Annotated in this window: 16 protein-coding genes; 8 read left to right on the top strand and 8 right to left on the bottom strand. The window is 67.7% G+C overall.

What is annotated here, in order from left to right:
• Positions 1-69: 69 nt before the first annotated feature.
• A complete protein-coding gene (locus AC5P9P_RS02480; protein ID WP_049454699.1) occupies positions 70-2493 on the bottom strand; it encodes a putative bifunctional diguanylate cyclase/phosphodiesterase in 2424 nt (807 codons plus the stop codon).
• Positions 2494-2711: 218 nt separating this feature from the next.
• Complete coding sequence (locus AC5P9P_RS02475) at positions 2712-4658, bottom strand: DEAD/DEAH box helicase (protein WP_033835111.1); 1947 nt, start codon at positions 4656-4658, stop codon at positions 2712-2714.
• A 267-nt stretch (positions 4659-4925) separates the two neighbouring features.
• Between AC5P9P_RS02475 and AC5P9P_RS02470 the strand changes: the two genes are divergently transcribed.
• Positions 4926-5147, top strand: coding sequence for an RNA-binding S4 domain-containing protein (locus tag AC5P9P_RS02470; RefSeq protein ID WP_005408703.1), 222 nt, complete (start codon positions 4926-4928; stop codon positions 5145-5147).
• 11 nt (positions 5148-5158) lie between these two features.
• Here AC5P9P_RS02470 and ubiM read toward each other — a convergent pair whose 3' ends face one another.
• From ubiM to AC5P9P_RS02450, 4 genes are all read right to left on the bottom strand, one after another.
• A complete protein-coding gene (gene ubiM / locus AC5P9P_RS02465) occupies positions 5159-6337 on the bottom strand; it encodes a 5-demethoxyubiquinol-8 5-hydroxylase UbiM (protein WP_049433553.1) in 1179 nt (392 codons plus the stop codon).
• A gap of 79 nt (positions 6338-6416) precedes the next feature.
• Positions 6417-6806: an MAPEG family protein gene (locus AC5P9P_RS02460; protein ID WP_049402234.1), complete on the bottom strand. Its 390-nt coding sequence runs from the start codon at positions 6804-6806 to the stop codon at positions 6417-6419.
• Between the two features lie 11 nt (positions 6807-6817).
• Complete coding sequence (locus tag AC5P9P_RS02455; protein WP_005408699.1) at positions 6818-7363, bottom strand: DUF4019 domain-containing protein; 546 nt, start codon at positions 7361-7363, stop codon at positions 6818-6820.
• 58 nt (positions 7364-7421) lie between these two features.
• Positions 7422-8585, bottom strand: coding sequence for a COG3904 family protein (locus AC5P9P_RS02450; protein ID WP_049433552.1), 1164 nt, complete (start codon positions 8583-8585; stop codon positions 7422-7424).
• Positions 8586-9168: 583 nt separating this feature from the next.
• Here AC5P9P_RS02450 and AC5P9P_RS02445 point away from each other — a divergent pair.
• The 3 genes from AC5P9P_RS02445 (at position 9169) to AC5P9P_RS02435 (ending at position 12807) form a co-directional block, all read left to right on the top strand.
• The gene (locus tag AC5P9P_RS02445) at positions 9169-10647 is read left to right on the top strand and encodes a DNA-3-methyladenine glycosylase 2 (protein WP_033835539.1); all 1479 of its coding nucleotides are present in this window, start codon (positions 9169-9171) and stop codon (positions 10645-10647) included.
• Positions 10644-11135 (top strand): methylated-DNA--[protein]-cysteine S-methyltransferase, encoded by a 492-nt coding sequence (locus tag AC5P9P_RS02440; RefSeq protein WP_005408696.1) that lies wholly within the window; start codon positions 10644-10646, stop codon positions 11133-11135. Before AC5P9P_RS02445 ends, AC5P9P_RS02440 begins: the two co-directional genes overlap by 4 nt.
• 421 nt (positions 11136-11556) lie before the next feature.
• A complete protein-coding gene (locus AC5P9P_RS02435; protein ID WP_012479582.1) occupies positions 11557-12807 on the top strand; it encodes an alkaline phosphatase family protein in 1251 nt (416 codons plus the stop codon).
• Positions 12808-12907: 100 nt separating this feature from the next.
• Here AC5P9P_RS02435 and AC5P9P_RS02430 read toward each other — a convergent pair whose 3' ends face one another.
• On the bottom strand, positions 12908-13087 hold the full coding sequence (locus AC5P9P_RS02430) for a 30S ribosomal protein THX (protein ID WP_004150462.1): 180 nt from the start codon (positions 13085-13087) through the stop codon (positions 12908-12910).
• A gap of 110 nt (positions 13088-13197) precedes the next feature.
• Entirely contained in the window at positions 13198-13611 is a 414-nt protein-coding gene (locus AC5P9P_RS02425; RefSeq protein ID WP_008264835.1) for a MerC domain-containing protein, read from the bottom strand.
• Positions 13612-13746: 135 nt separating this feature from the next.
• Between AC5P9P_RS02425 and AC5P9P_RS02420 the strand changes: the two genes are divergently transcribed.
• The 4 genes from AC5P9P_RS02420 to AC5P9P_RS02405 all read left to right on the top strand — a co-directional run bounded on the left by AC5P9P_RS02420 (position 13747) and on the right by AC5P9P_RS02405 (position 19559).
• A complete protein-coding gene (locus tag AC5P9P_RS02420) occupies positions 13747-15954 on the top strand; it encodes a TonB-dependent receptor (protein ID WP_049403566.1) in 2208 nt (735 codons plus the stop codon).
• A gap of 200 nt (positions 15955-16154) precedes the next feature.
• Complete coding sequence (locus tag AC5P9P_RS02415) at positions 16155-16721, top strand: TetR/AcrR family transcriptional regulator (protein WP_019659167.1); 567 nt, start codon at positions 16155-16157, stop codon at positions 16719-16721.
• Positions 16721-18394, top strand: a complete 1674-nt coding sequence (locus AC5P9P_RS02410) for an MFS transporter (protein WP_423373274.1) — start codon at positions 16721-16723, stop codon at positions 18392-18394. Before AC5P9P_RS02415 ends, AC5P9P_RS02410 begins: the two co-directional genes overlap by 1 nt.
• 10 nt (positions 18395-18404) lie before the next feature.
• Positions 18405-19559 carry an HlyD family secretion protein gene (locus tag AC5P9P_RS02405; RefSeq protein WP_049403564.1) on the top strand — a complete coding sequence of 385 codons (1155 nt, stop codon included), beginning with the start codon at positions 18405-18407 and terminating at the stop codon, positions 19557-19559.
• Positions 19560-19570: the final 11 nt, after the last annotated feature.

Below are 19570 nucleotides of genomic sequence, written 5' to 3'. Positions count from 1 at the left end.
CCGCCCCTGGCGCGCATTATCGCAGCCGGGCACGCCACGCATGTGTAGACCAAAGTCGGCGCCCGCGGTTCAGCCAGCCGCCGGCGGCCCCTTCACCGCGACCAGCCGTACCGGGCGCAGATCGACCAGGGTCAGCCGCTCCAGCGGCTGCGGCCGTTCGATGGCATAGCCCTGCAGCCCTTGCACGCCAAGCCGGGTCAGCGCACCGGCAACCTCGGCGGTCTCCACCCACTCGGCCACCACTTCCATCTGCAACTCGCGCCCGAGCTCGCTGATCGCGCGCACCGTGGCGTGGCTGACCGGGTCGGTATCCATGTCGCGCACGAAGGCGCCGTCGATCTTCAGGATGTCCGCCGGCAACTGGCGCAGGTAGCCGAAGGAAGACAGGCCGGAGCCGAAGTCATCCAGCGCCATCCGGCACCCCCGTGCCTTCACCGCATCGATGAAGGCGCGGGCCTGGCTGAGGTTGCTGATCGCCGCGGTCTCGGTGATCTCGAAGCACAATTTGGAGGCCAGCGCGCGGTTGCGCTCGAGCAGGTCGCAGACGAAGGCGAGGAATCCCGGCTCGGCGATCGACTGCGCGGACACGTTGACGTTGCACAGGCCCAGCTGGCGCACGTGCGCCGGGCACACCTGCAGGTGGCGGAACAGCAGCCCGAGCACGTGCCGGTCCAGCGCCACCGCCATGCCATAGCGCTCCACCGCCGGCATGAACTGGCCGGGCAGATGCAGGCTGCCATCGGTGCCACGCATGCGCACCAGCACCTCGTAGTGCAGGTAGGACGGATCGCCAACGCGGGCGATGCGCTGTGCATACAGCAGCATGCGATTCTCGGCCATCGCCAGGCTGACGCCCTGCAGGCGCTCGGCCTCCTGCCGCCGCTCCTCCAGCGCCATGCGGTTCTCATTGAAGCAGTGCACGCGGTTGCGCCCGGCCTGCTTGGCGGCATAGCAGGCGCTGTCGGCAGCACTCATCAACCAGTTCACGTCCGGCGCATCTGCACTGACCTCGACCACGCCGATGCTGCAGCTCAGCTGCGGGCTGCCCTCGCTGATCGGGAACGTGGCCTGGCCCAGGTTGCGGATCACCCGCTGCAGCACCCGCTTGGCTTCGTCCTGCCCGGCATGGGCGAGGAACACGGCGAACTCGTCGGCGCCCAGGCGGCCGACCCAGTCACCGTCACGCACGGCCGCCACCAGATAGTCGGCGAAACTGCGCAGCATCTGGTCACCGGCGGCATGGCCGAAGCTGTCGTTGACCAGCTTGAAGTGGTCCAGGTTGATGTAGCACAGCGCATGCGTACCGCCATCACTGCGTACCTGCAGCAGCGCACGCTCCAGCAGCCGCTCGATCTCGCGGCGGTTGATCAGGCCGGTCAGCGGATCGTGGCTGGCGTGATGCTCGATCTCGCGTGCCAATGCATGGTTCTGGCTGACATCCTCGATGATCGCAAACACCGACAGGCCGCCTCCCGCGCTGCGCACGCCGGTGCCACTCCAGCGCCCCCACACCAGGCTGCCATCGCGGCGGCAGAAGCGCAGTTCACTCGGCCGCAGCTGCCGGTCCCAGTCGATGCGGCCGACGCCATCGATGACCAGTTCGCCTTCCATCAACAGATCGCCGAGCGACATCTGCAGCAGCACGTCGCGTCGGTAGTCGAGGATGTCGGCCATCGCCTGGTTGGCTTCGATCACCTTGCCGTCGGTGTCGAGCTTGAGCATGCCGACATTGGCCTGGTAGAAGGCCGCACGGAAGCGGCTTTCATGCTCGGTCAGGTCCTTGCCGACGCGGCGCGCGAGGGCCACCGCCATCAGGCTGATCGCCAGCACCGACAACCCGCCGACCACAAGCGTGGCGATCCGTACCATCGTGGCCATGCGCAGCAACGCTTGCGAAAATGCCTGCGCCTGCACCTGCAGCCGCCGGTCCAGATCACGCAGTTGTTGCAGGTACCGATCGCGGTCCGCCGCTGGCAGCACGCCCTGGGCGTGCCCCGACTGCAGCTCGGCAACCAGCCGCTGCATGGCCAACAGATCATCGTCGGTCTGTCGCCACAGCGTGGTTGCTTCCCGGAATGCACCGATGTCGCGTGCATAGCGGAACGAGAACACCAGGCGTGGGATATCGGCGCGCGCGTTGCCACCCTGCAGGAAGCCCTGCCTGGCCTTTTCCTCGTCCGGTACCGCCTGTTCCAGCGCCAGCCGGGCCTGCAGATCGCCCAATGGAATCCGCAGCGCCTGGCGCGCGTCATCCAGGTCCTGGGCATGGCCACGCGCCAGGTAGCGGCTCAGCGCAGCGGTTGCATCCTGCTGTCCTCGTGACCAGTACCCCTGGCCGGCAATCCAGGCCGTCGAGGCTGCCTGCAGTTCCTGGATCAACGCGGACAACGCGACCAACCCGATCGCCATGCCCGTCAACAACGCAAAGCGCAATCCCAGCCCACGGGTCATCGGCACCCGCCGGCTCTGCTGGTCCGTGCCACTTCTACCCATCCCGGATCCCCCCGAATGTGCTGCGGTGACAACCTGCCTTGGAACCGGCCCAGCCTATGACCGGCAATGTGTGGGCCATGCGAAAAAGGGGACGGAGGGGATTAAGTCGTTTTCGGCATAAGCGCATGGCCTGCCATTTACGACTTAATCCCCTCCGTCCCCTTTTCCTGTACGCCAGCCCGGGGGCGGGCGTTGTCATGGACGGATGCGGGTGCGGCTTAGAAGCTGCGCGGGCCGCGCGGCTTGAAGCCGTCACGACGCGGCGGGCGGCTGTCGCGGTCACCGCCGCGGTCGCCACCATGGCCACCCGGACCACCCGGGCCACCACGACGCGGACCACCCGGGCCGCCCGGGCCACGCTTGTCGAAGCGCGGCTTGAACGGACGCGGGGCCGGGTTGGTGTCTTCACCCGGAGCCAGCGCACGCATCTGCAGCTGCTGGCCGGACACCCACACCTTCTGCAGGTGCGACAGCACGTCCGGCGGCATCTGTGCCGGCAGGTCCAGCAGCGAGAAGTCGTCGTGGATGTCGATGCGGCCGATGAAGCGGCTTTCCAGGCCCGCTTCGTTGGCGATGGCGCCGACGATGTTGGCCGGCTTCACGCCATGTTGGTGGCCCACCGAAATGCGGTAGGTCTCCATGCCCTGCTCCGGTGCACCACGCGGCGGAACCTCACGGCGCGGACGCTGCTCGAAACCACCTTCGGCGTCGTCGCGACGCGGGCCACGCTCGAAGCGTGGACCACGCTCGTTGCGGTCGAAGCGATCGCCACGCTCCGGACGGTCGCCACGGTCGAAACGCTCGCGCGGGGCGCGCTCTTCACGCGGGGCACGCACCGGCGGCTGCAGCAGGAACGGGGTGTCACCCTGCAGCATCTTGGCCAGCGCGGCGGCGATCTCGATGGCCGGCACGTTCTGCTCGTTCTCGAAGCGCTCCAGCAGCTGGCGGTAGAAGTCCAGGCCGCCGGCACCGAGGGTTTCGGTGATGCGCGTGGTGAACTTGTTGATGCGGGTGTCGTTGACCGCTTCCACGCTCGGCAGCTGCATCTCTTCGATCGGCTGGCGGGTGGCGCGCTCGATCTGGCGCAGCATGCCCTTCTCGCGCGGGGTGGCGAACAGGATCGCCTCGCCGCTGCGGCCGGCACGACCGGTACGGCCGATACGGTGCACGTAGCTTTCGGTGTCGTATGGAATGTCGTAGTTCAGCACGTGGCTGATGCGCTCCACGTCCAGGCCGCGCGCAGCCACGTCGGTGGCGACCAGGATGTCCAGCTTGCCTTCCTTCAGCATGGCGATGGTGCGCTCACGCTGGGCCTGCTGCATGTCGCCGTTGATGGCGGCAGCGGCCAGGCCACGGGCCTGCAGCTTGCTGGCCAGTTCTTCGGTGCCGGCCTTGGTGCGCGCGAAGATGATCATCGCGTCGAACGGCTCGACTTCCAGGATGCGGGTCAGCGCATCCAGCTTGTGCATGCCGCTCACCCACCAGTAACGCTGGCGGATGTTGGCCGAGGTGGTGGTCTTGGCCGCGATGGTCACTTCCACCGGGTCCTGCAGGTAGGTCTGCGCGATGCGGCGGATCTGCGGCGGCATGGTGGCCGAGAACAGGGCCACCTGGCGCTGCTCCGGCAGCTTCTTCAGCACCGCTTCGACGTCGTCGATGAAGCCCATGCGCAGCATTTCATCGGCTTCGTCCAGCACCAGGGTCTTCAGCTCGGACAGGTCCAGGGTGCTGCGGTCGAGGTGGTCGATCACGCGACCGGGCGTACCGACCACGATATGCACGCCACGGCGCAGCGCCGACAGCTGCTGCCCGTAAGGCTGGCCGCCGTACACCGGCAGCACGCGGAAGCCAGGGATCTTCGACGAGTAGGACTGGAACGCCTCGGCGACCTGGATGGCCAGTTCGCGGGTCGGCGCCAGGATCAGGGCCTGCGGCTTGATCTGCTGCAGGTCGATGTTGGACAGTACCGGCAGCGCGAACGCGGCGGTCTTGCCGGTACCGGTCTGGGCCTGGCCCAGCACGTCGCGGCCTTCCAGCATCGCCGGGATGGTGGCGGCCTGGATCGGCGACGGGGTTTCGTAGCCGATGGCGGTGACCGCCTGCATCACGGGCTCGGACAGGCCGAGCTGCGCGAACTGCAGCGGCGCTTGGGAATCTTGGGACATGGGGAACTCCGAAGGCACTGCCGTCTTCCTGGCAGTGCGATAAAAAAGGGATGGTCCGCGCTTTGGGCGCCCTTCTTATCGCGTGCCCTGGCGCTGCTCGGTCGGAGGAGATTTCACTCGCTCAGAGCGGGATGATACCGCATTGATCCTGAACGAGGCGTACAGCTTTCCGTGCGCGTGCCGTCATGCCCCGTGCTGGCGCACAATACGCGCCCTCTTCCCGGCACGGCCGCTGGCCTGCGCCCCTCTTCCCAGGAACCCCGCTCCATGCAGATTCTCGAATTCGACCTCGACGGCGACTACGTCGAACTCAAGCAGCTGCTCAAGCTGGCCGACCTGGTCACCAGCGGCGGCGAAGCCAAGATGGTCATCAGCGAAGGCCTGGTGCGGGTCGACGGCGAAGTCGAACTGCGCAAGGCCTGCAAGATCCGCGCAGGCCAGGTGGTCGAGTTCGCCGACAGCCAGATCCGGGTGCTGGCCGCCGGCTGATGTGAGGCTGTTCAGGCTACGCGCTGGGTCAGGTGCGAGGCAATCAGCTGCCTGAACGGTGCCACGCCCTGCGCCAGGCGCAGGCCGGCCGCCCGCAGCAGCCGCGCCGGGCGGCGATCGTCGGTGTACAGGCTGGCGATCGCATTGGTGGCCTCGTACAGCGGCCGCGACGCCAGCCGGTGACCCCGTTGGTAGCTGGCCAGCATGCCGGCGGCGGCAATGTCGGCACCGCGACGCTGCTGCGCGACGATGCCCTGCGCCAGCCGCTGTGCGCTGGCCAGGCCCAGGTTGAAGCCATGCGCGGTGACCGGGTGCATGCCGACCGCGGCATCGCCGATCAGCGCCGAACGCTCGCCAGCAAAACGGTGCGCGTACACACCTACCAGCGGATACGCCTGCGGCGTGGCCACCGGCTGCATCCGGCCCAGCCGATGTTCGAAGCAAGCACTGATGGCCTCGCCGAAGGCCACCTCGTCCATCGCCAGCAGCGCCTCGATCTGCCTCGGCGGCAGCGTGATCACCGCCGAGGCCTGGCCCTCGTTGAGCGGCAGCAGCGCCATCGTGCGGCCGTAGCCGAACCATTCCCAGGCAGTGTGGCGATGGTCGCGCTCGACCTGCATGCGGCACACCAGCATCGACTTGCCGAAGTCGCGCATCTGCGCACCGATGCCGAGCATGCGGCGGGTGGCGGAGAAGCGGCTGTCAGCGGCCACCAGCAGCCGCGCATGCAGTTGGCTGCCGTCATCGAGTTTGACCACATGGCCCTGTGCATCGGCTTGCACGCCCTGCACCTTGCGCCCGTCGAACAGTTCCACGCCGTCCTGGCCCTGCACCGCATCCCATGCGGCACGGCGGATCAGATGGTTGGGTACCAGCCAGCCCAGCGGCTGGCCGTCGACCTGGCTGCTGGCGAAGGTCAGCGCGAACGGCGAGCCGCCGTTCATCACCCTGGCGTCGCGCAGCTCAGCGACTTCGGCCTGCGGCAGGCGCTGCCACAGACCCAGTTGCTCCATGCTCTGCCGCGAGGCATGGGTCAACGCGATCTCCCTGCCATCGAAGGCGGCCTCGGCCAGGGCCTGGCGCGGCTGCACTTCGACCAGCCCGACCTGCAGCCCGCTGCCGGCCAGCGCGCGCGCGAAGCACAGACCTGCCGGTCCGGCGCCAACCACCACCACGTCCATCCTGCGCATGCGCGCCTCCTGCCGATGATTCAGTCCGCGCCAGCATAGCGCCGCGCACCTGAGCGGCCTTGATCTGGATCAGGCCGACTTACAGAAGTGCGAACACCAGCGCCAGGATCGACATCAGCGACACCAGCCACACCAGGCTGCGCACGTAGGGCACGCCTGCGGCGTACAGGGGAAGATAGACCACACGCGCCCAGAAGTAGGCCTGCGCCGCCAGTGCAGTGGTGTCATTGCCGCGACCGGCCACGACCACCGCGATGGCGGCGGCGGCGAAGAACGGGAACGTCTCCAGGAAATTGGCCTGCGCACGCTGCAGGCGCCCGGCCAGAGGGCTGACCGGCTTTGCGTCGCCATCGCGTGCCGAGGCATTCCACTTCATCCCGCGCTCGCGGGTGACCACGGTGGAGGTGGCGAAGATGTAAACGAAGCCGAGCAGGACCGACCAGGCCAGCATCGTCAATTCAGTTGCCATCATTCATCTCCTCAGGGTGCCGACGCACGCAGGCTGTAACCGGCCAGACGCCACACCTGGTCCTCGTCGAAACGGAACGAGACCAGCTCGCGCACCGGCTGCGCGCTGTTGGCGAAACGGGTCGGGAAACTGACGTTGATGTACAGCCCTTCCGGCACCGCGGCACCTGCGCTGTACTTGACCCGGGTGATGGTGGGCTGGCCACGCCCGGCCAGCGCACCCAGGCGCGTGCGCTCGGTGGTCAGCTGGCTGACGAATGCGGCCTTCGGCACCGCACGACGCGCGACGGCGGAGGCGCCATCCCACAGTTCACCGGCGCGGTTGGCATCGACCAGCTGTGCGGCTTTCAATGCAGCAGCGCCCATCTCGGCATCCTGTTTCTGCACCTGGGCCTGCTGTGCAGCGGTCAACGCCGGGGCGCCGGCGGTGGCTGGCTTCGCAGCCGCTGGCGAGGCCGGGGCCGGGCGTGCCGGAGCCGGTGCCGGCGTGGCCGGCGCAGGTGCCTGCGCCAATGCGGTCAGGGGCAGCAGGGACAGCAGCAGGAGCACGCGCTTCATGGACACCGCCGGTTTTCTGGAGAGAACCGCAGTCTACGCCAGCGCGGTGACTATGCCGTCAGCGTGCCGGGGCGTTGCCCTCCACCGCTGCCGCATCAGCCTGCGCGGCGGGCGCGGCGGTGTTCACTGGCGCCTGTTCGGCCACCGGCGGCGGCTCCGACGGTGCCGGTGGCAGCGTTGCCACGTCGATCTCCGACAGTGGGCTTTCTTCCGGGCACACCGCGTCCGGGAAACCGAAGCGCTGCTTCAGCGCCTGGCCGCAGCTGTTGATCGATTCCATGTCAGCGCCTTCCCGCTTGCACTGCTGGTCGAAGGCAATCAGGAACGCGTCCTTGCGTTGCACGAAGTCATCACCACAGGCCCGCATCTGCTTGATCCGTTCCAGATCGTCCTGCACCGCGTTGGTGCCGTCCAGGCCGTACTGGCGCAGCTCATCCTGCGTCAGCAGGCGCAGGCTGCGGTTGGGCACGGTCATCATCAGATCGGCCACACCCACCGCCACGCCGTTGCGCTGCAGGTAGTCCTTCACGTTGTCGTAGACCTCGTGCAGCTCGCGGTTGAGTTCCGCGCGCGAGGTGGCCTTGGAGCTGATCCGCATCATGCGGTGGATGCCGACCTTGCCCGACAGCAGGCGGTTGTCACCGGCAGCCAGCACGAACACGCAGGCACTGTGGCAGATCGAGCCCTCGCGCACCCAGATGGTCCAGCCCGATTCACCGATGCTGTCGCCGGCGACGATCGCCGATTCCACCTGGCCGCCGCTGGAATCCAGGTCGAGGATGCGCTTGTGGATCTTCTGCTCGTCAGCGACCACGGCCAACCGCCACATCATCTCGGCAAAGCCCGGATTGATCTTGCCGGCGTAACGCACGCGCATCAGGCCACGTTCGGCGCACGGCGTCAGCGCCTGGGTGATCTGCTCGCGCTGCAGGCCCTCCAGCTCGACGCCATCGCCCGCCTCACCGGCGTACTCGGTACTGCAGCTGACCCAGGCGCGGCCATTCTCCAACTGCGCCTGCGGCCACGGCCGATCCGCCCGGCTGCGCGGCGGCGCCGGCGGTGGCGGTGCGTCAGCCGCATTGATCGACACCATGTTCTCGCCATCGCTGGCCGGCGCCCGCGCGGCCTTGTCGGCGGCGGTCACATTGCCCGGATTCTCCAGCCGGCTGCAGCCCGCCAGGGCCAGGCACAACAGGGGCAACCAGCGGAGTTTGGCGAACATCGGGCAACCGGTCTTCACGTGAGCAAGAGCCACAGTCTACCCGTCCGGGGCACGCATTCAGCGCGTGGCACTGAACCCCTTCTGACCCTTGGGAAAAGCGTGTCGACCAAGGTCGACACCTACCAACAGCCGCGCAGAACGCCGTCCCGACAGGTCGCAGGAACCTGTCGAAGGCGGGGTGGGTCCGGTTGCAGGGGCGTGAGCGCCATGGGCCCGAGGCATGCCTCGGGCGGGTTGGGCAGGACGCCCAACCCCGGTCTTGCCGTGTGCGCAGGACAGCGCACACGAGCAAGCGGCGATCGAGCTTACATGGGTGAGGGCGCTTTGCTTGCGAAGCACTGCTTCGCAAGCGCCCGAACGCACAGCCGCCAGCGGCTGGGCCGGGCCCCGGAGGGGTACTTGCAGCGTCCCCTGCAACCGGACCCACCCCGCCCTGCCGCAGGAAACCAGCTTCTGCTGTTGCCGTTGCCGGCCAGCGGCCGGCACTACCACGGGTGCAGGGCGCGGCCCTGCCAGAACCCTCTTCAGCATCCATGTCCGAATGTGGCGAGTATCGCCGTCACCAGAGGCCTAGACTGGCGCCATGGACACCGCCCTCGCCCTCGACACCGCCGCCTGCGACCGCGCCCGCCTGGCCCGTGACGCACGCTTCGACGGCGTTTTCTTCACCGCCGTGCGCAGCACCGGCATCTATTGCCGCCCCGTCTGCCCGGCGCCGCCGCCGAAGCCACGCAACATCACCTACTATCCGACCGCTGCCGCGGCCGCTGCTGCCGGCTACAGGCCGTGCCTGCGCTGCCGCCCCGAACTGGCACCGCAGGCCCAGCAGGCACTGGCCGGGCAAACCGTGCAGCGCGCCCTCGCCATCATCCACGGCGGCTTCCTGCAGGAGCAGCGCGTTGCAGACCTCGCGCAGAAGATCGGCCTCAGCGCGCGCCAGCTGCAGCGCCTGTTCGTCGAACATCTCGGCGCAACACCCGGGCAGATCCATGCCACCCACCGCCTGCTGCTGGCCAAGCAACTGCTGACCGAAACCACGCTGCCGGTGACCGATGTTGCGCTGGCCGCCGGCTACAACAGTCTGCGCCGCTTCAATACCGCCTTCCTGCAGGGCTGCGGCATGGCACCGACGGCGCTGCGTCGCCAGCACCAGCCGCTGGCCGCCGATGGCGGCGGCCTGGTACTGCGGCTCGTGTACCGCCCACCGTTGGACTTCCCGCGCATGCTGGCCTTCCTGCGCAAGCGCAGCCTGCCTGGCATCGAACTGATCGGCGAAGACAGCTACCAGCGCGTGCTCGGCACACCCGAGCGCCCCACCCTGCTGCGCGTCACCGCCGACCCGAAGCGCCCGGAGCTGCGTCTGCAGCTGGGTGCGGTCGACCCGCGCCTGATCCCCGACATCGTGCGCCGTGTGCGTCGTGTGTTCGATCTGGACGCCGACCTGCAGCAGGTCCATGCCGCCCTGGGCGAGGAACCGCTGCTGGCACGCGGCATCGCCGAACGTCCGGGGCTGCGCGTTCCGGGCGGCTGGGATGGCTTCGAGGTCGGCGTACGCGCCGTGCTCGGCCAGCAGGTCAGCGTCGCCGCCGCCACTACCTTTGCGCGGCGTCTGGTGGATGCGTATGGGGCGCATCTGCCGGGCATGCCGTCCGAGTTCGATCGCCAGTTCCCAGCGCCCGAGGTGCTGGCCGAGGCGCCGCTGGAATCGATCGGCCTGCCGCGCAGCCGCGCCGCCACGGTGCGTGCGCTGGCCGCTGCATGTGCCAGCGGCCAGCTCGACTTCGGACCCGGGCAGGCCCTGGAAGACTTTGTTGCGCGCTGCGTGGCATTGCCCGGCATCGGCCCGTGGACCGCGCAGTACATCGCCCTGCGCGGGCTCGGCCAGCCCGATGCCTTCCCCGCCGGCGACCTGGTGCTGCAGCAGGTGCTCGGCCACGCACAGGGCCAGCGCCTGAGCGAACGTGCAACTGAAGCGCGCTCGCAACCGTGGCGCCCGTGGCGCGCCTACGCCGTGCTGCACCTGTGGCACCTGTCCGGCACGTTCGTTGGAGAACCGACATGACCCTGTTGTTTGATCGCTTCGACAGCCCCATCGGCGTGCTGACCATCGCCGGTGATGAGCGTGGCCTTTCACATGTGCTGTTCCCGGAAAACCGCCATCCGGCACGCGGACGCGACGACTGGCACTACGCACCGGATGCCCTGCCGGAAGCACGCGAACAGCTGCTGCAGTTCCTGCACGGCGAGCGCAACAGCTTCGACCTTGTGCTGGCGCCACGTGGCACGCCGTTCCAGCTGCGCGTATGGCAGGCGCTGGCACTGATTCCGTTCGGCCAGACCTGGAGCTACCTGCAGCTGGCGCAGCACCTCGGCCAGCCCAGTGCGACCCGCGCGGTCGGCGCGGCCAACGGGCGCAATCCGCTGCCGATCATCCTGCCCTGCCATCGCGTGATCGGCAGCAACGGCGCATTGACCGGTTTCGGCGGCGGGCTGGAAACCAAGGCCGCGCTGCTGCGGCTGGAACAACGCCAGGCCCCGCTGTTCGCCTGAGAGGGCTGGCCGGGCTGCGCCCGGCACCCGCAGAGGCTAGAGCAACAGCAACAGCGGGCTTCCTGCGGGGAGGCAGGGTGGGTCCAGTTGCAGGGGACGCTGCAAGTACGTCCCTGTAAGCTCGGTCGCGCCATCCATGGCGCTCACGCCCCTGCAACCGGACCCACCCAGCCTTCGACAGGTTCCGGCGATCTGTCCGAACGTCGTTCTGCGCAACTGTTGGTAGGTGTCGACCTTGGTCGACACGGTAGATCCACGCCATGCGTGGATGGAAGCATCAGGAATTGTGTCTGGAGAAAAGCCCCCTTCCTGTTGAAGGGGGCGCGCCGACAGGCGCGGGGATAAGGAAAAATGCGCGGACACGGCGCGCGATAGCGCGCCGTGTCTTGGGCGCGTCATTGCGCGGGCTTATCATGCGTGGATGACTTCCGTACGCCTGACCTGCGCGCTGGCGCTGCTGCTGCCATTGGCCGCCTGCACCACCGCGCCCGCCCCTTCCGCCTCCGTTCCCGGTTCCGCCGCTGCGGCTTCGCCTCCGAAGCTGCTGCTGATCTCCATCGACGGCCTGCGCGCCGATGCGCTGGACCGTGGGCTCACTCCGAACCTGCAGCGACTGATCGACGGCGGCGTGCGTGCACGCTGGATGACGCCGTCCTATCCGTCACTGACCTTCCCCAACCACTACACCATCGTCACCGGCCTGCGTCCGGACCACCACGGCATCGTCAACAACAGCATGGACGATGCAACCCTGGGCCGTTTCGAACTGAGCAACCGCGACGCGGTCACCACCAGCGGTTGGTGGGGTGGCGAACCGATCTGGGTCAGTGCCGAGAACGCTGGCGTACGTTCGGCCACCACGGCGTGGCCGGGCAGTGAGTCTGAAATCCGCGGCGTGCGCCCCAGCAAGTGGCGCGTGTACGACGGCAAGGAACCGCTGGAGCAGCGGGCCGGCATCGTGCTCGACTGGCTGGCGCAGACCGATGCCGATGCACCGCGCCTCACCACGCTGTACATGGAACACGTGGACAAGGCTGGGCACAACTACGGCCCCGGGTCGAAGCAGTACGCCGACGCCATCGTGCGCGCCGACCAGATCGTCGGCCAGGTGCTCGACGGGCTGCAGCAGCGCGATCTGGCCAAGACCACCAACGTGATCGTCGTCTCCGACCACGGCATGGCCAGCGTCGCCGACGGCAACGTGATCGCCACCGAGTCGATGGCCGACCCGGCCATTGCACGCAATATCAGCCAGGGCCAGTCGGTGGGCTTTGCGCCGGTCGCCGGCCGCGAAGCGGAAGCCGAACGCGCCCTGCTCGGACGCCACGCGCACTACGAATGCTGGAAGAAGGAGAACCTGCCGGCACGCTGGCACTACGGCACGCATCCGCGGGTTCCGGCCATCGTCTGTGTCATGGATGAAGGCTGGGATGCCCTGCACCAGGAGAAGATCGCCAAGCGTGCGAAGCAGGATCGAGGTTCGCATGGCTACGACAACGCACTGCCTTCCATGCGCGCAGTGTTCGTGGCCGGCGGCCCGTCGTTCCGCCAGGGCCTGGTGATCGATGGCTTCGACAACGTCGATGTCTATCCGCTGCTGGCCCACCTGCTGCAGGTACCGGCCGCGCCGAACGATGGCAATCCGGAAACGCTGAAGAAGACACTGCGCTGATGCGGTTGTAGAGCCGAACCCACGCTCGGCTCACCGGACAGGCATAAAAAAACGCGGCGCCAGGCGCCGCGTTTTTCATTGAACCGGTCGCTCGACCGGATCAGGCCTTGGCGACGGCCTTCTTCGCCACAGCCTTCTTCGCCGGAGCCTTGGCCACGGTCTTCTTGGCAACCGGAGCGGCGGCGCCTACGGCGACCTTGCTGGCGGTGTGCGAACGGGCGTTGCCATAGCTGGCGTTGTAGCGCTTGCCCTTGGCGGTCTTGCGGTCACCCTTACCCATGTCTTCAACTCCTCAAATGTGAAATCTGGTTACCCCGTACTGACACGGGTTCGGCGGGGCCGCCTTGCTGGGCGCCCCCGCGCACGATCGAAAATCCTATCACGGAGCGCCTAGTGCGCGCAGCTGGCGTCGTGCACGTGACCGTGGTTGAGGCGCAGGTTGACCAGATGGGCCACACCCACCAGCAGGCCACCGATGGTCATCACCACCGCGTGCGGCACCGCATTGTGGTGCAGCGGGTCATACAGCACGCCGGCCCACAATGCGACCAGGCCGGGAATCAGGAAGCCCAGCGCACGCAGCGCACCGTGCCGGCGGTAGCCCCAGACCAGGCTGAACAACCCCAGCAGGGTCACGAACACCACCAGCGCCTGTTCCACGCCGTCGCTCAGCCAGAACGACAGCCCCAATGAAGGCGCTGCGGCCAGCAGCACCGGGATCACCGCGCAGTGCACCGCGCACAGCATCGAACCAGTGGCGCCGAAACGGTCGAGCAGGTGGCGCAGGCGTGAGGACAGGGACATGACTTCCAGCAGGTTCGGCGAATCGTTATGGAATAATATAACATCCCTCTCCGACCCGCACGGTTTCCCTCACCCTGTCCCATCGACGGGATTCGTGCGCCCCGCGATTGATACATTGTAACAAAGGACCCGTCCATGCCCGCCCATACCCCACGGCTCAAGCCGCATTCCCTGGCCCTGGCCCTCGCCGCCCTGCTGCCATCCGTCGCCTTTGCAGCCGGCCAGGACACCGCCCATCGTGACCGCCACCTGACCGAGCTGTCGTCGGTGCAGGTCACCGCGTCGCCGCTGCAGGGTGACGCCGAATCCCTGGCACGCCCGGTGGAGGTTCTGGCCGGTGAACGCCTGGACGAGCAGAAGGCCGGCACCCTCGGCGATACCGTGGCCAAGCTGCCCGGCGTGCAGAGCACCTTCTTCGGCCCCGGCGTCGGCCGCCCGATCATCCGTGGCCAGGAAGGCCCGCGCGTGGCCGTGCTGTCCAACGGCATGGGCAACATGGATGCGTCCACGGTCAGCGCCGACCACGCCACCAGCATCGAACCGTTCCTGGCCGACCAGATCGAAGTACTGAAGGGCCCGGCCACGCTGCTGTTCGGTAGCGGCGCCATTGGTGGTGCGGTCAATGTGGTCGACGGGCGCATCGCGCGCGAGCTGCCTGAGCGGCCGCTCAGCGGTCGTGCCGAACTGCGCGGCAATTCGGTGAACAACGAGCGCAGCGGCATGTTCCGCCTCGATGGCGTCAGCGGAAACGTCGTGCTCCATGTGGATGGCCTGGTGCGCAATGGCGACGACTACCGCATTCCCGGTTACGCGGTGATCGACAGCCTTGAAGACCACCACGACGACCACGACCATGACCACGCGGGCGAGGAAGGCGAAGAACCGCGCCGCGGCCGCCTCGACAACAGTTCGATCCGCACACGCGCAGGTGGCGTCGGCGCAACGTGGCTGGGCGACGGTGGCTACTTCGGCGTGTCGGCCAGCACCTACCGCACCAACTATGGCATTCCCAATGGCGCGCACGTGCACGCCGATGGTGACGATCATGGCCATGACCACGGTCACGACCATGGCGACGAAGAGGAAGGCGGCGACGAGCACGACGTGCGCATCGACATGGTGCAGAACCGCTTCGAGACCAAGGCCGGCATCTACAACCCGGTCTCGTTCCTGAAGAACATCAACGCACGCGTGGCCTACACCGACTACGAACACGTGGAGCTGGAAGCCGGTACGCCGTCGACCCGCTTCACCAACCGCGGCATCGAAGCGCGCCTGGAAGCGGTGCAGCAGCAGATCGGCGGCTGGGACGGCGCCTTCGGCCTGCAGTTCGGCAACAGTGATTTCGGTGCCAAGGGCGAAGAGGCGTTCGTTCCGGATACCGGCACGAAGAACATCGGCCTGTTCGTGCTGCAGGAAAAGCAGTTCGGCCCGTTCAAGCTGGAACTGGGCGGCCGCCACGATCAGGTCAAGCTGGACCCGAGCGGTGACTACCGCCGCCGCACCTTCGGTGCCACCAACCTGTCTGCCGCAGGCATCTGGAAGCTCAACGATGCCGTTGACCTGCGCATCGGCGTGGACAGCTCCGAGCGAGCACCGACCAACGAAGAGCTGTATGCCGCCGGCGCGCACATCGCCACCCGTTCGCTGGAAATCGGCGACGCCAACCTGAAGACCGAGCGCGGCCAGCGCGTGGAACTGGGTATCCACACCCACAGCGAGCGCCTGGACTTCTCCGCGTCGGTCTACCAGACCAGGTTCAAGGACTTCATCTACCTGGCCGACACCGGCATCACCGAGGGTCTGCCGGTGCGCATCTGGACGCAGCAGGACGCGGTGTTCCGCGGTGCCGAGGCCGAAGCGCTGGTGCACCTGTTCGAGGGCGGCGCCGGTGACTGGGATCTGCGCCTGTTCGGCGACTACGTGAAGGCCAAGCTGGATGGCAGCGGCAGCCGCAACCTGGACATCGCCGTGCCGCATGGCGACCACAACCACAACTACACGGTGGAACTGGCCAACACTGGCTATCTGCCGCGTATCGCACCGGCCCGCGTCGGCGCCGACCTGCGCTGGTCGAAGGACGGCTGGCGCGCTTCGGTCGGTGCGGTGCGCTACAGCCGCCAGAAGGACGTCGCCCAGAACGAAGCCCCGAGCGACGGCTACACCCTGGTCGACGCGCACCTGGCCTACCGCTGGGATCGCAACGCCACCAACAGCTACGAGGTGTTCCTGGATGGCAGCAACCTGACCGACCGCGAAGTGCGCCCGCATACCTCGCTGCTGCGCGACTACTCGCCGCTGCCAGGCCGTGGTGTCGCATTCGGCATCCGCGCGTTCTTCTGATCGCGCACGGCGGGGTCAGAGCCCTTTTCGAAGGAAGGGGCTCTGACCCCCACGCCATTCCACGGGGGCCTTCGGGCCCCCGTTTTCATTTCGACCCACGCCATCACGCATCCGTCACAAAGATGTGCGTACCACAACAAGCGGACAATCCCGTCACCCAATGTCTCGCCAATCGGACACTTTTGTCCGAAAATGATTCCATGACTGCCCAACGTGCCGATGCCGCCGCCCGCCGTGCCCTCATCCTCGACGCCGCCGATCATGTGTTCGGCCAACACGGTGTCACCGCCCCGCTGGACCTGGTGGTCGAACGCGCCCAGGTGGGCCGCGCCACCCTGTACCGCAACTTCCCGGACCGCACCGCGCTGATCCAGGCGCTGCTGCAGCGCACGGTCGACCGCATCCGGCGCCAGGTCGAGCAGCTCGGCGACCGCGACGACGCCCTGTTCGAGGTGTTCGAGGGCATGGCCCAGCGCATCATTGATTCGCCGGCATTGGCCGATTACTGGCGTGCGGTCGATTCGGACGTGCCGTCCATGCGCGCCGCGCGCGAGACCGTGCGCGACCTGCTGGAGGAACCGATCGCGCGCGCCAAGGCCGCCGGGCTGTGCCGTGCCGACCTGGAGAAGACGGATATTTCACTGATCTCGGGCATGCTGGGTGCGGCCCTGCGCGGCAAGACCCGCGACGAGCGCGCTCAGTTGGCCGGGCGCGCCCTGCAGCTGCTGCGTGGGGGTCTCCAGGGAGCTGCCAGCGAGGCCCGTTGATGGTCCAGCCGTATCTGAAGCCGGTTCCGGATTGGGAGGAGCACGAAAAGCCGACCATGCCCGGTTCGGCATCGATGCCCTGGCACCCGCCGTATCGGCGCGCGGCCTATGCGCTGGTATCACTGCTGGTGGCGATCACCGGCGGCCTCGGCAATGCGCTGGTCACCGCCAACCTGCCGTTCCTGCAGGGCCAGCTGGCACTGACCCCGACCCAGGGCAGCTGGCTGGTGGCGGCCTATGCCATGGTGAATGTCACCGCCAACCTGTTGGCCTTCAAGTTCCGCCAGCAGTACGGCATCCGCCTGTTCGCCGAGATCGGGCTGGGCCTGTACGCGGCCCTGGCGGTGCTGCACCTGTTCGTCGGCAGCTTCGAGACCACGATGCTGACCCGCGCCGCCAGCGGCTTCGCGGGTGCGGCCTGTTCGACACTGGGCACGCTGTACATGCTGCAGGCGCTGCCGCGCCGCTTTACCGGCAATCTGCTGGTGGTCGGCGTCGGCCTTTCGCAGCTGGCGGTGCCGATCGCCTGGATCGTTTCACCAGGCCTGGTCGATACCGGCCAATGGCATCAGCTCTACTCATTCGAAGCCGGGCTGGCACTGTGCGCGTTCGCGGCAGTGGTGGTGCTGAAGCTGCCGCCCGGCATCCAGGTGAAAGCCTTCGAACCGCTGGACTTCCTCACCTTTGCCCTGCTCGCACCGGCCGTCGCGCTGCTGGTGATCGTGCTGGCGCAGGGCTACACCCGCTGGTGGCTCAACACGCCGTGGCTGGGCTGGGCCCTGGTCGCCTCGATCGTGCTGTCCACCACCGCCTTCATCATCGAGCACTACCGGCACAATCCGCTGCTGCAGACACGCTGGCTGGCCAGCCTGCCCGTACTGCATTTCATCGTCGGCGCCTTCCTGATCCGCTTCCTGACCACCGAGCAGTCCTACGGCGTGGTCAACCTGATGCGCACGCTCGGCATGGGCCCTGATCAGTTGCGGCCGCTGTTCGTGGTGATTCTTGCCGGCGTGATCACCGGTATCGCCGGCACTGCACTGACTTTCGGGCCCAAACGGCTGATCCCGCAGCTGCTGATGGCGATCCTGCTGCTGGGCGCCGCCGCGTTCTTCGACCAGCACCGCACCAGCATGGATCGGCCGCACGACTTCTACGCCAGCCAGTTCCTGGCCTCGGTCGGTGCCGGCATGTTCATGGGCCCGTTGATCATGCTCGGCATTTCCGCCGCGCTGAAACAGGGCGTGGACCACATGATCACCTTCCTGGTCACGCTGTCGATCACGCAGACGCTGGGCGGCCTGGCCGGCTCGGCGGTGCTGGGGACCTTCCAGCTGCATCGCGAGCAGCTGTATTCCAGCGCGCTGACCAGCCAGCTCGACCCAGCCGACCCGGTGGTGGCACAGCGCCTGCGCATCCAACAGCAGCTGTACGTCGCCCAGATCACCGATCCGGTGCTGCGCAGCGCGCAGGGCAGCGCGCAGTTGGCGCAGACGACGCGCCGCGAAGCCAACGTACGCGGCTTCAATGATGTGTTCACGCTGAGCGGTTGGTTGGCCATCGGCTTCCTGTGCTGGTTGCTGCTGCTGTCGCTGCGCACCGCCGTGCTCAAGCAATGGCGCAAGCGCTACCCCACTTCCCCCGCTGTGGCCACGCCGGCCGCGCCCCGCTGAGTTCTCGACCATGCCTCCCGTCCCGCCCCGACCCGACGACGCCGACAACGTGACCCCACCGCCGCCGACCGACGCGGCGCCTGCCCCTACGCCGGTAGAACCCGCGGTCGCGCCGAAGTACCTCAAGCCCAGCGCGCGCAGCGTGGTGGTGATGGTGGTGGTGGCCTTGCTGGGCATTGCGCTGATCCTGCGCGCCTGGCACCTGTGGCCGTTCACCAGCAGCGTGATGGTGACCGACAACGCCTACGTGCGCGGCCAGATCACGGTGATGGCGCCGCAGGTGAACGGCTACGTGACCGAAGTGCTGGTGAAGGACTTCCAGCACGTGAAGGAAGGCGAGCCGCTGCTGCGCATCGATGACCGCATCTATGCGCAGCGGGTCGCCCAGGCGCAGGCGACGCTGGACAGCGCACGCGCGGCCCTGGCCAACTCGGACCAGTCCCAGGCGCAGAACCGTGCGCAGATTGCCTCCGCCCGCGCCACGTTGTCGGCCGGGCAGGCGGAGCTGCAACGCTCACGCAACGAGACCAAGCGCTACGAGGAACTGGCCGCGCAGCAGCTGGTGTCGATCAACGATCGCGACAAGTTCCGCACCGCGCAGGCCTCGGCGCAGGCCAGCGTCCAGCAGTCGCAGGCGCAGATCCGCATCGCCGAGGAGACCCTGGTATCGACCCAGGTAGCGCGCAAGAGCCTGGAGGCCCAGGTGGAGAGCGCGCAGGCGCAGCTGGAACTGGCGCGCATCGATCTGGCCAACACGGTGATCCACGCGCCGCGCGACGGCCAGATCAGCGAAGCCAGCGTACGCGTGGGCCAGTACGTCGCCGCCGGTTCGCAGCTGCTGTTCCTGGTACCTGACACGCTGTGGGTGGTGGCCAACTACAAGGAAGGCCAGACCTGGGGGATGGCGATCGGCCAGCCGGCCACGTTCTCGGTGGACGCGTTCCAGGGCCAGGTGCTGCGGGGCCGCGTGCAGGAGATCGCGCCCGCCACCGGGTCGGAATTCAGCGTGCTGCGCCCGGACAACGCCAGCGGCAATTTCACCAAGGTGGTGCAGCGGCTGCCGGTGCGGATATCGATCAACAGGGATCAGAAGCTGGCAAAGCAGCTGCGGCCCGGCATGTCGGTGATCGTGCGGGTGGATACCCGTTCCAAGGCGATGGACTAGGACGCAGGCCC

The sequence above is a fragment of the Stenotrophomonas sp. YJH_SMC_14-1 genome, from assembly GCF_059372275.1.
The sequence above is the reverse complement of the archived record's forward strand: the minus strand, read 5'-3'. Positions and strand labels throughout refer to the sequence as shown.

What these genes read in the sequence shown, in the direction of transcription:
- AC5P9P_RS02415 (WP_019659167.1), top strand. Translation starts at nt 16,155, where the DNA reads ATGACTGCCCAACGTGCCGATGCCGCCGCCCGCCGTGCCCTCATCCTC.
- AC5P9P_RS02460 (WP_049402234.1), bottom strand. Translation starts at nt 6,806, where the DNA reads ATGGCAACTGAATTGACGATGCTGGCCTGGTCGGTCCTGCTCGGCTTC.
- AC5P9P_RS02405 (WP_049403564.1), top strand. Translation starts at nt 18,405, where the DNA reads ATGCCTCCCGTCCCGCCCCGACCCGACGACGCCGACAACGTGACCCCA.
- AC5P9P_RS02450 (WP_049433552.1), bottom strand. Translation starts at nt 8,585, where the DNA reads ATGTTCGCCAAACTCCGCTGGTTGCCCCTGTTGTGCCTGGCCCTGGCG.
- AC5P9P_RS02445 (WP_033835539.1), top strand. Translation starts at nt 9,169, where the DNA reads ATGGACACCGCCCTCGCCCTCGACACCGCCGCCTGCGACCGCGCCCGC.
- AC5P9P_RS02410 (WP_423373274.1), top strand. Translation starts at nt 16,721, where the DNA reads ATGGTCCAGCCGTATCTGAAGCCGGTTCCGGATTGGGAGGAGCACGAA.
- AC5P9P_RS02435 (WP_012479582.1), top strand. Translation starts at nt 11,557, where the DNA reads ATGACTTCCGTACGCCTGACCTGCGCGCTGGCGCTGCTGCTGCCATTG.
- AC5P9P_RS02470 (WP_005408703.1), top strand. Translation starts at nt 4,926, where the DNA reads ATGCAGATTCTCGAATTCGACCTCGACGGCGACTACGTCGAACTCAAG.
- ubiM (WP_049433553.1), bottom strand. Translation starts at nt 6,337, where the DNA reads ATGCGCAGGATGGACGTGGTGGTGGTTGGCGCCGGACCGGCAGGTCTG.
- AC5P9P_RS02440 (WP_005408696.1), top strand. Translation starts at nt 10,644, where the DNA reads ATGACCCTGTTGTTTGATCGCTTCGACAGCCCCATCGGCGTGCTGACC.
- AC5P9P_RS02430 (WP_004150462.1), bottom strand. Translation starts at nt 13,087, where the DNA reads ATGGGTAAGGGTGACCGCAAGACCGCCAAGGGCAAGCGCTACAACGCC.
- AC5P9P_RS02420 (WP_049403566.1), top strand. Translation starts at nt 13,747, where the DNA reads ATGCCCGCCCATACCCCACGGCTCAAGCCGCATTCCCTGGCCCTGGCC.
- AC5P9P_RS02480 (WP_049454699.1), bottom strand. Translation starts at nt 2,493, where the DNA reads ATGGGTAGAAGTGGCACGGACCAGCAGAGCCGGCGGGTGCCGATGACC.
- AC5P9P_RS02475 (WP_033835111.1), bottom strand. Translation starts at nt 4,658, where the DNA reads ATGTCCCAAGATTCCCAAGCGCCGCTGCAGTTCGCGCAGCTCGGCCTG.
- AC5P9P_RS02425 (WP_008264835.1), bottom strand. Translation starts at nt 13,611, where the DNA reads ATGTCCCTGTCCTCACGCCTGCGCCACCTGCTCGACCGTTTCGGCGCC.
- AC5P9P_RS02455 (WP_005408699.1), bottom strand. Translation starts at nt 7,363, where the DNA reads ATGAAGCGCGTGCTCCTGCTGCTGTCCCTGCTGCCCCTGACCGCATTG.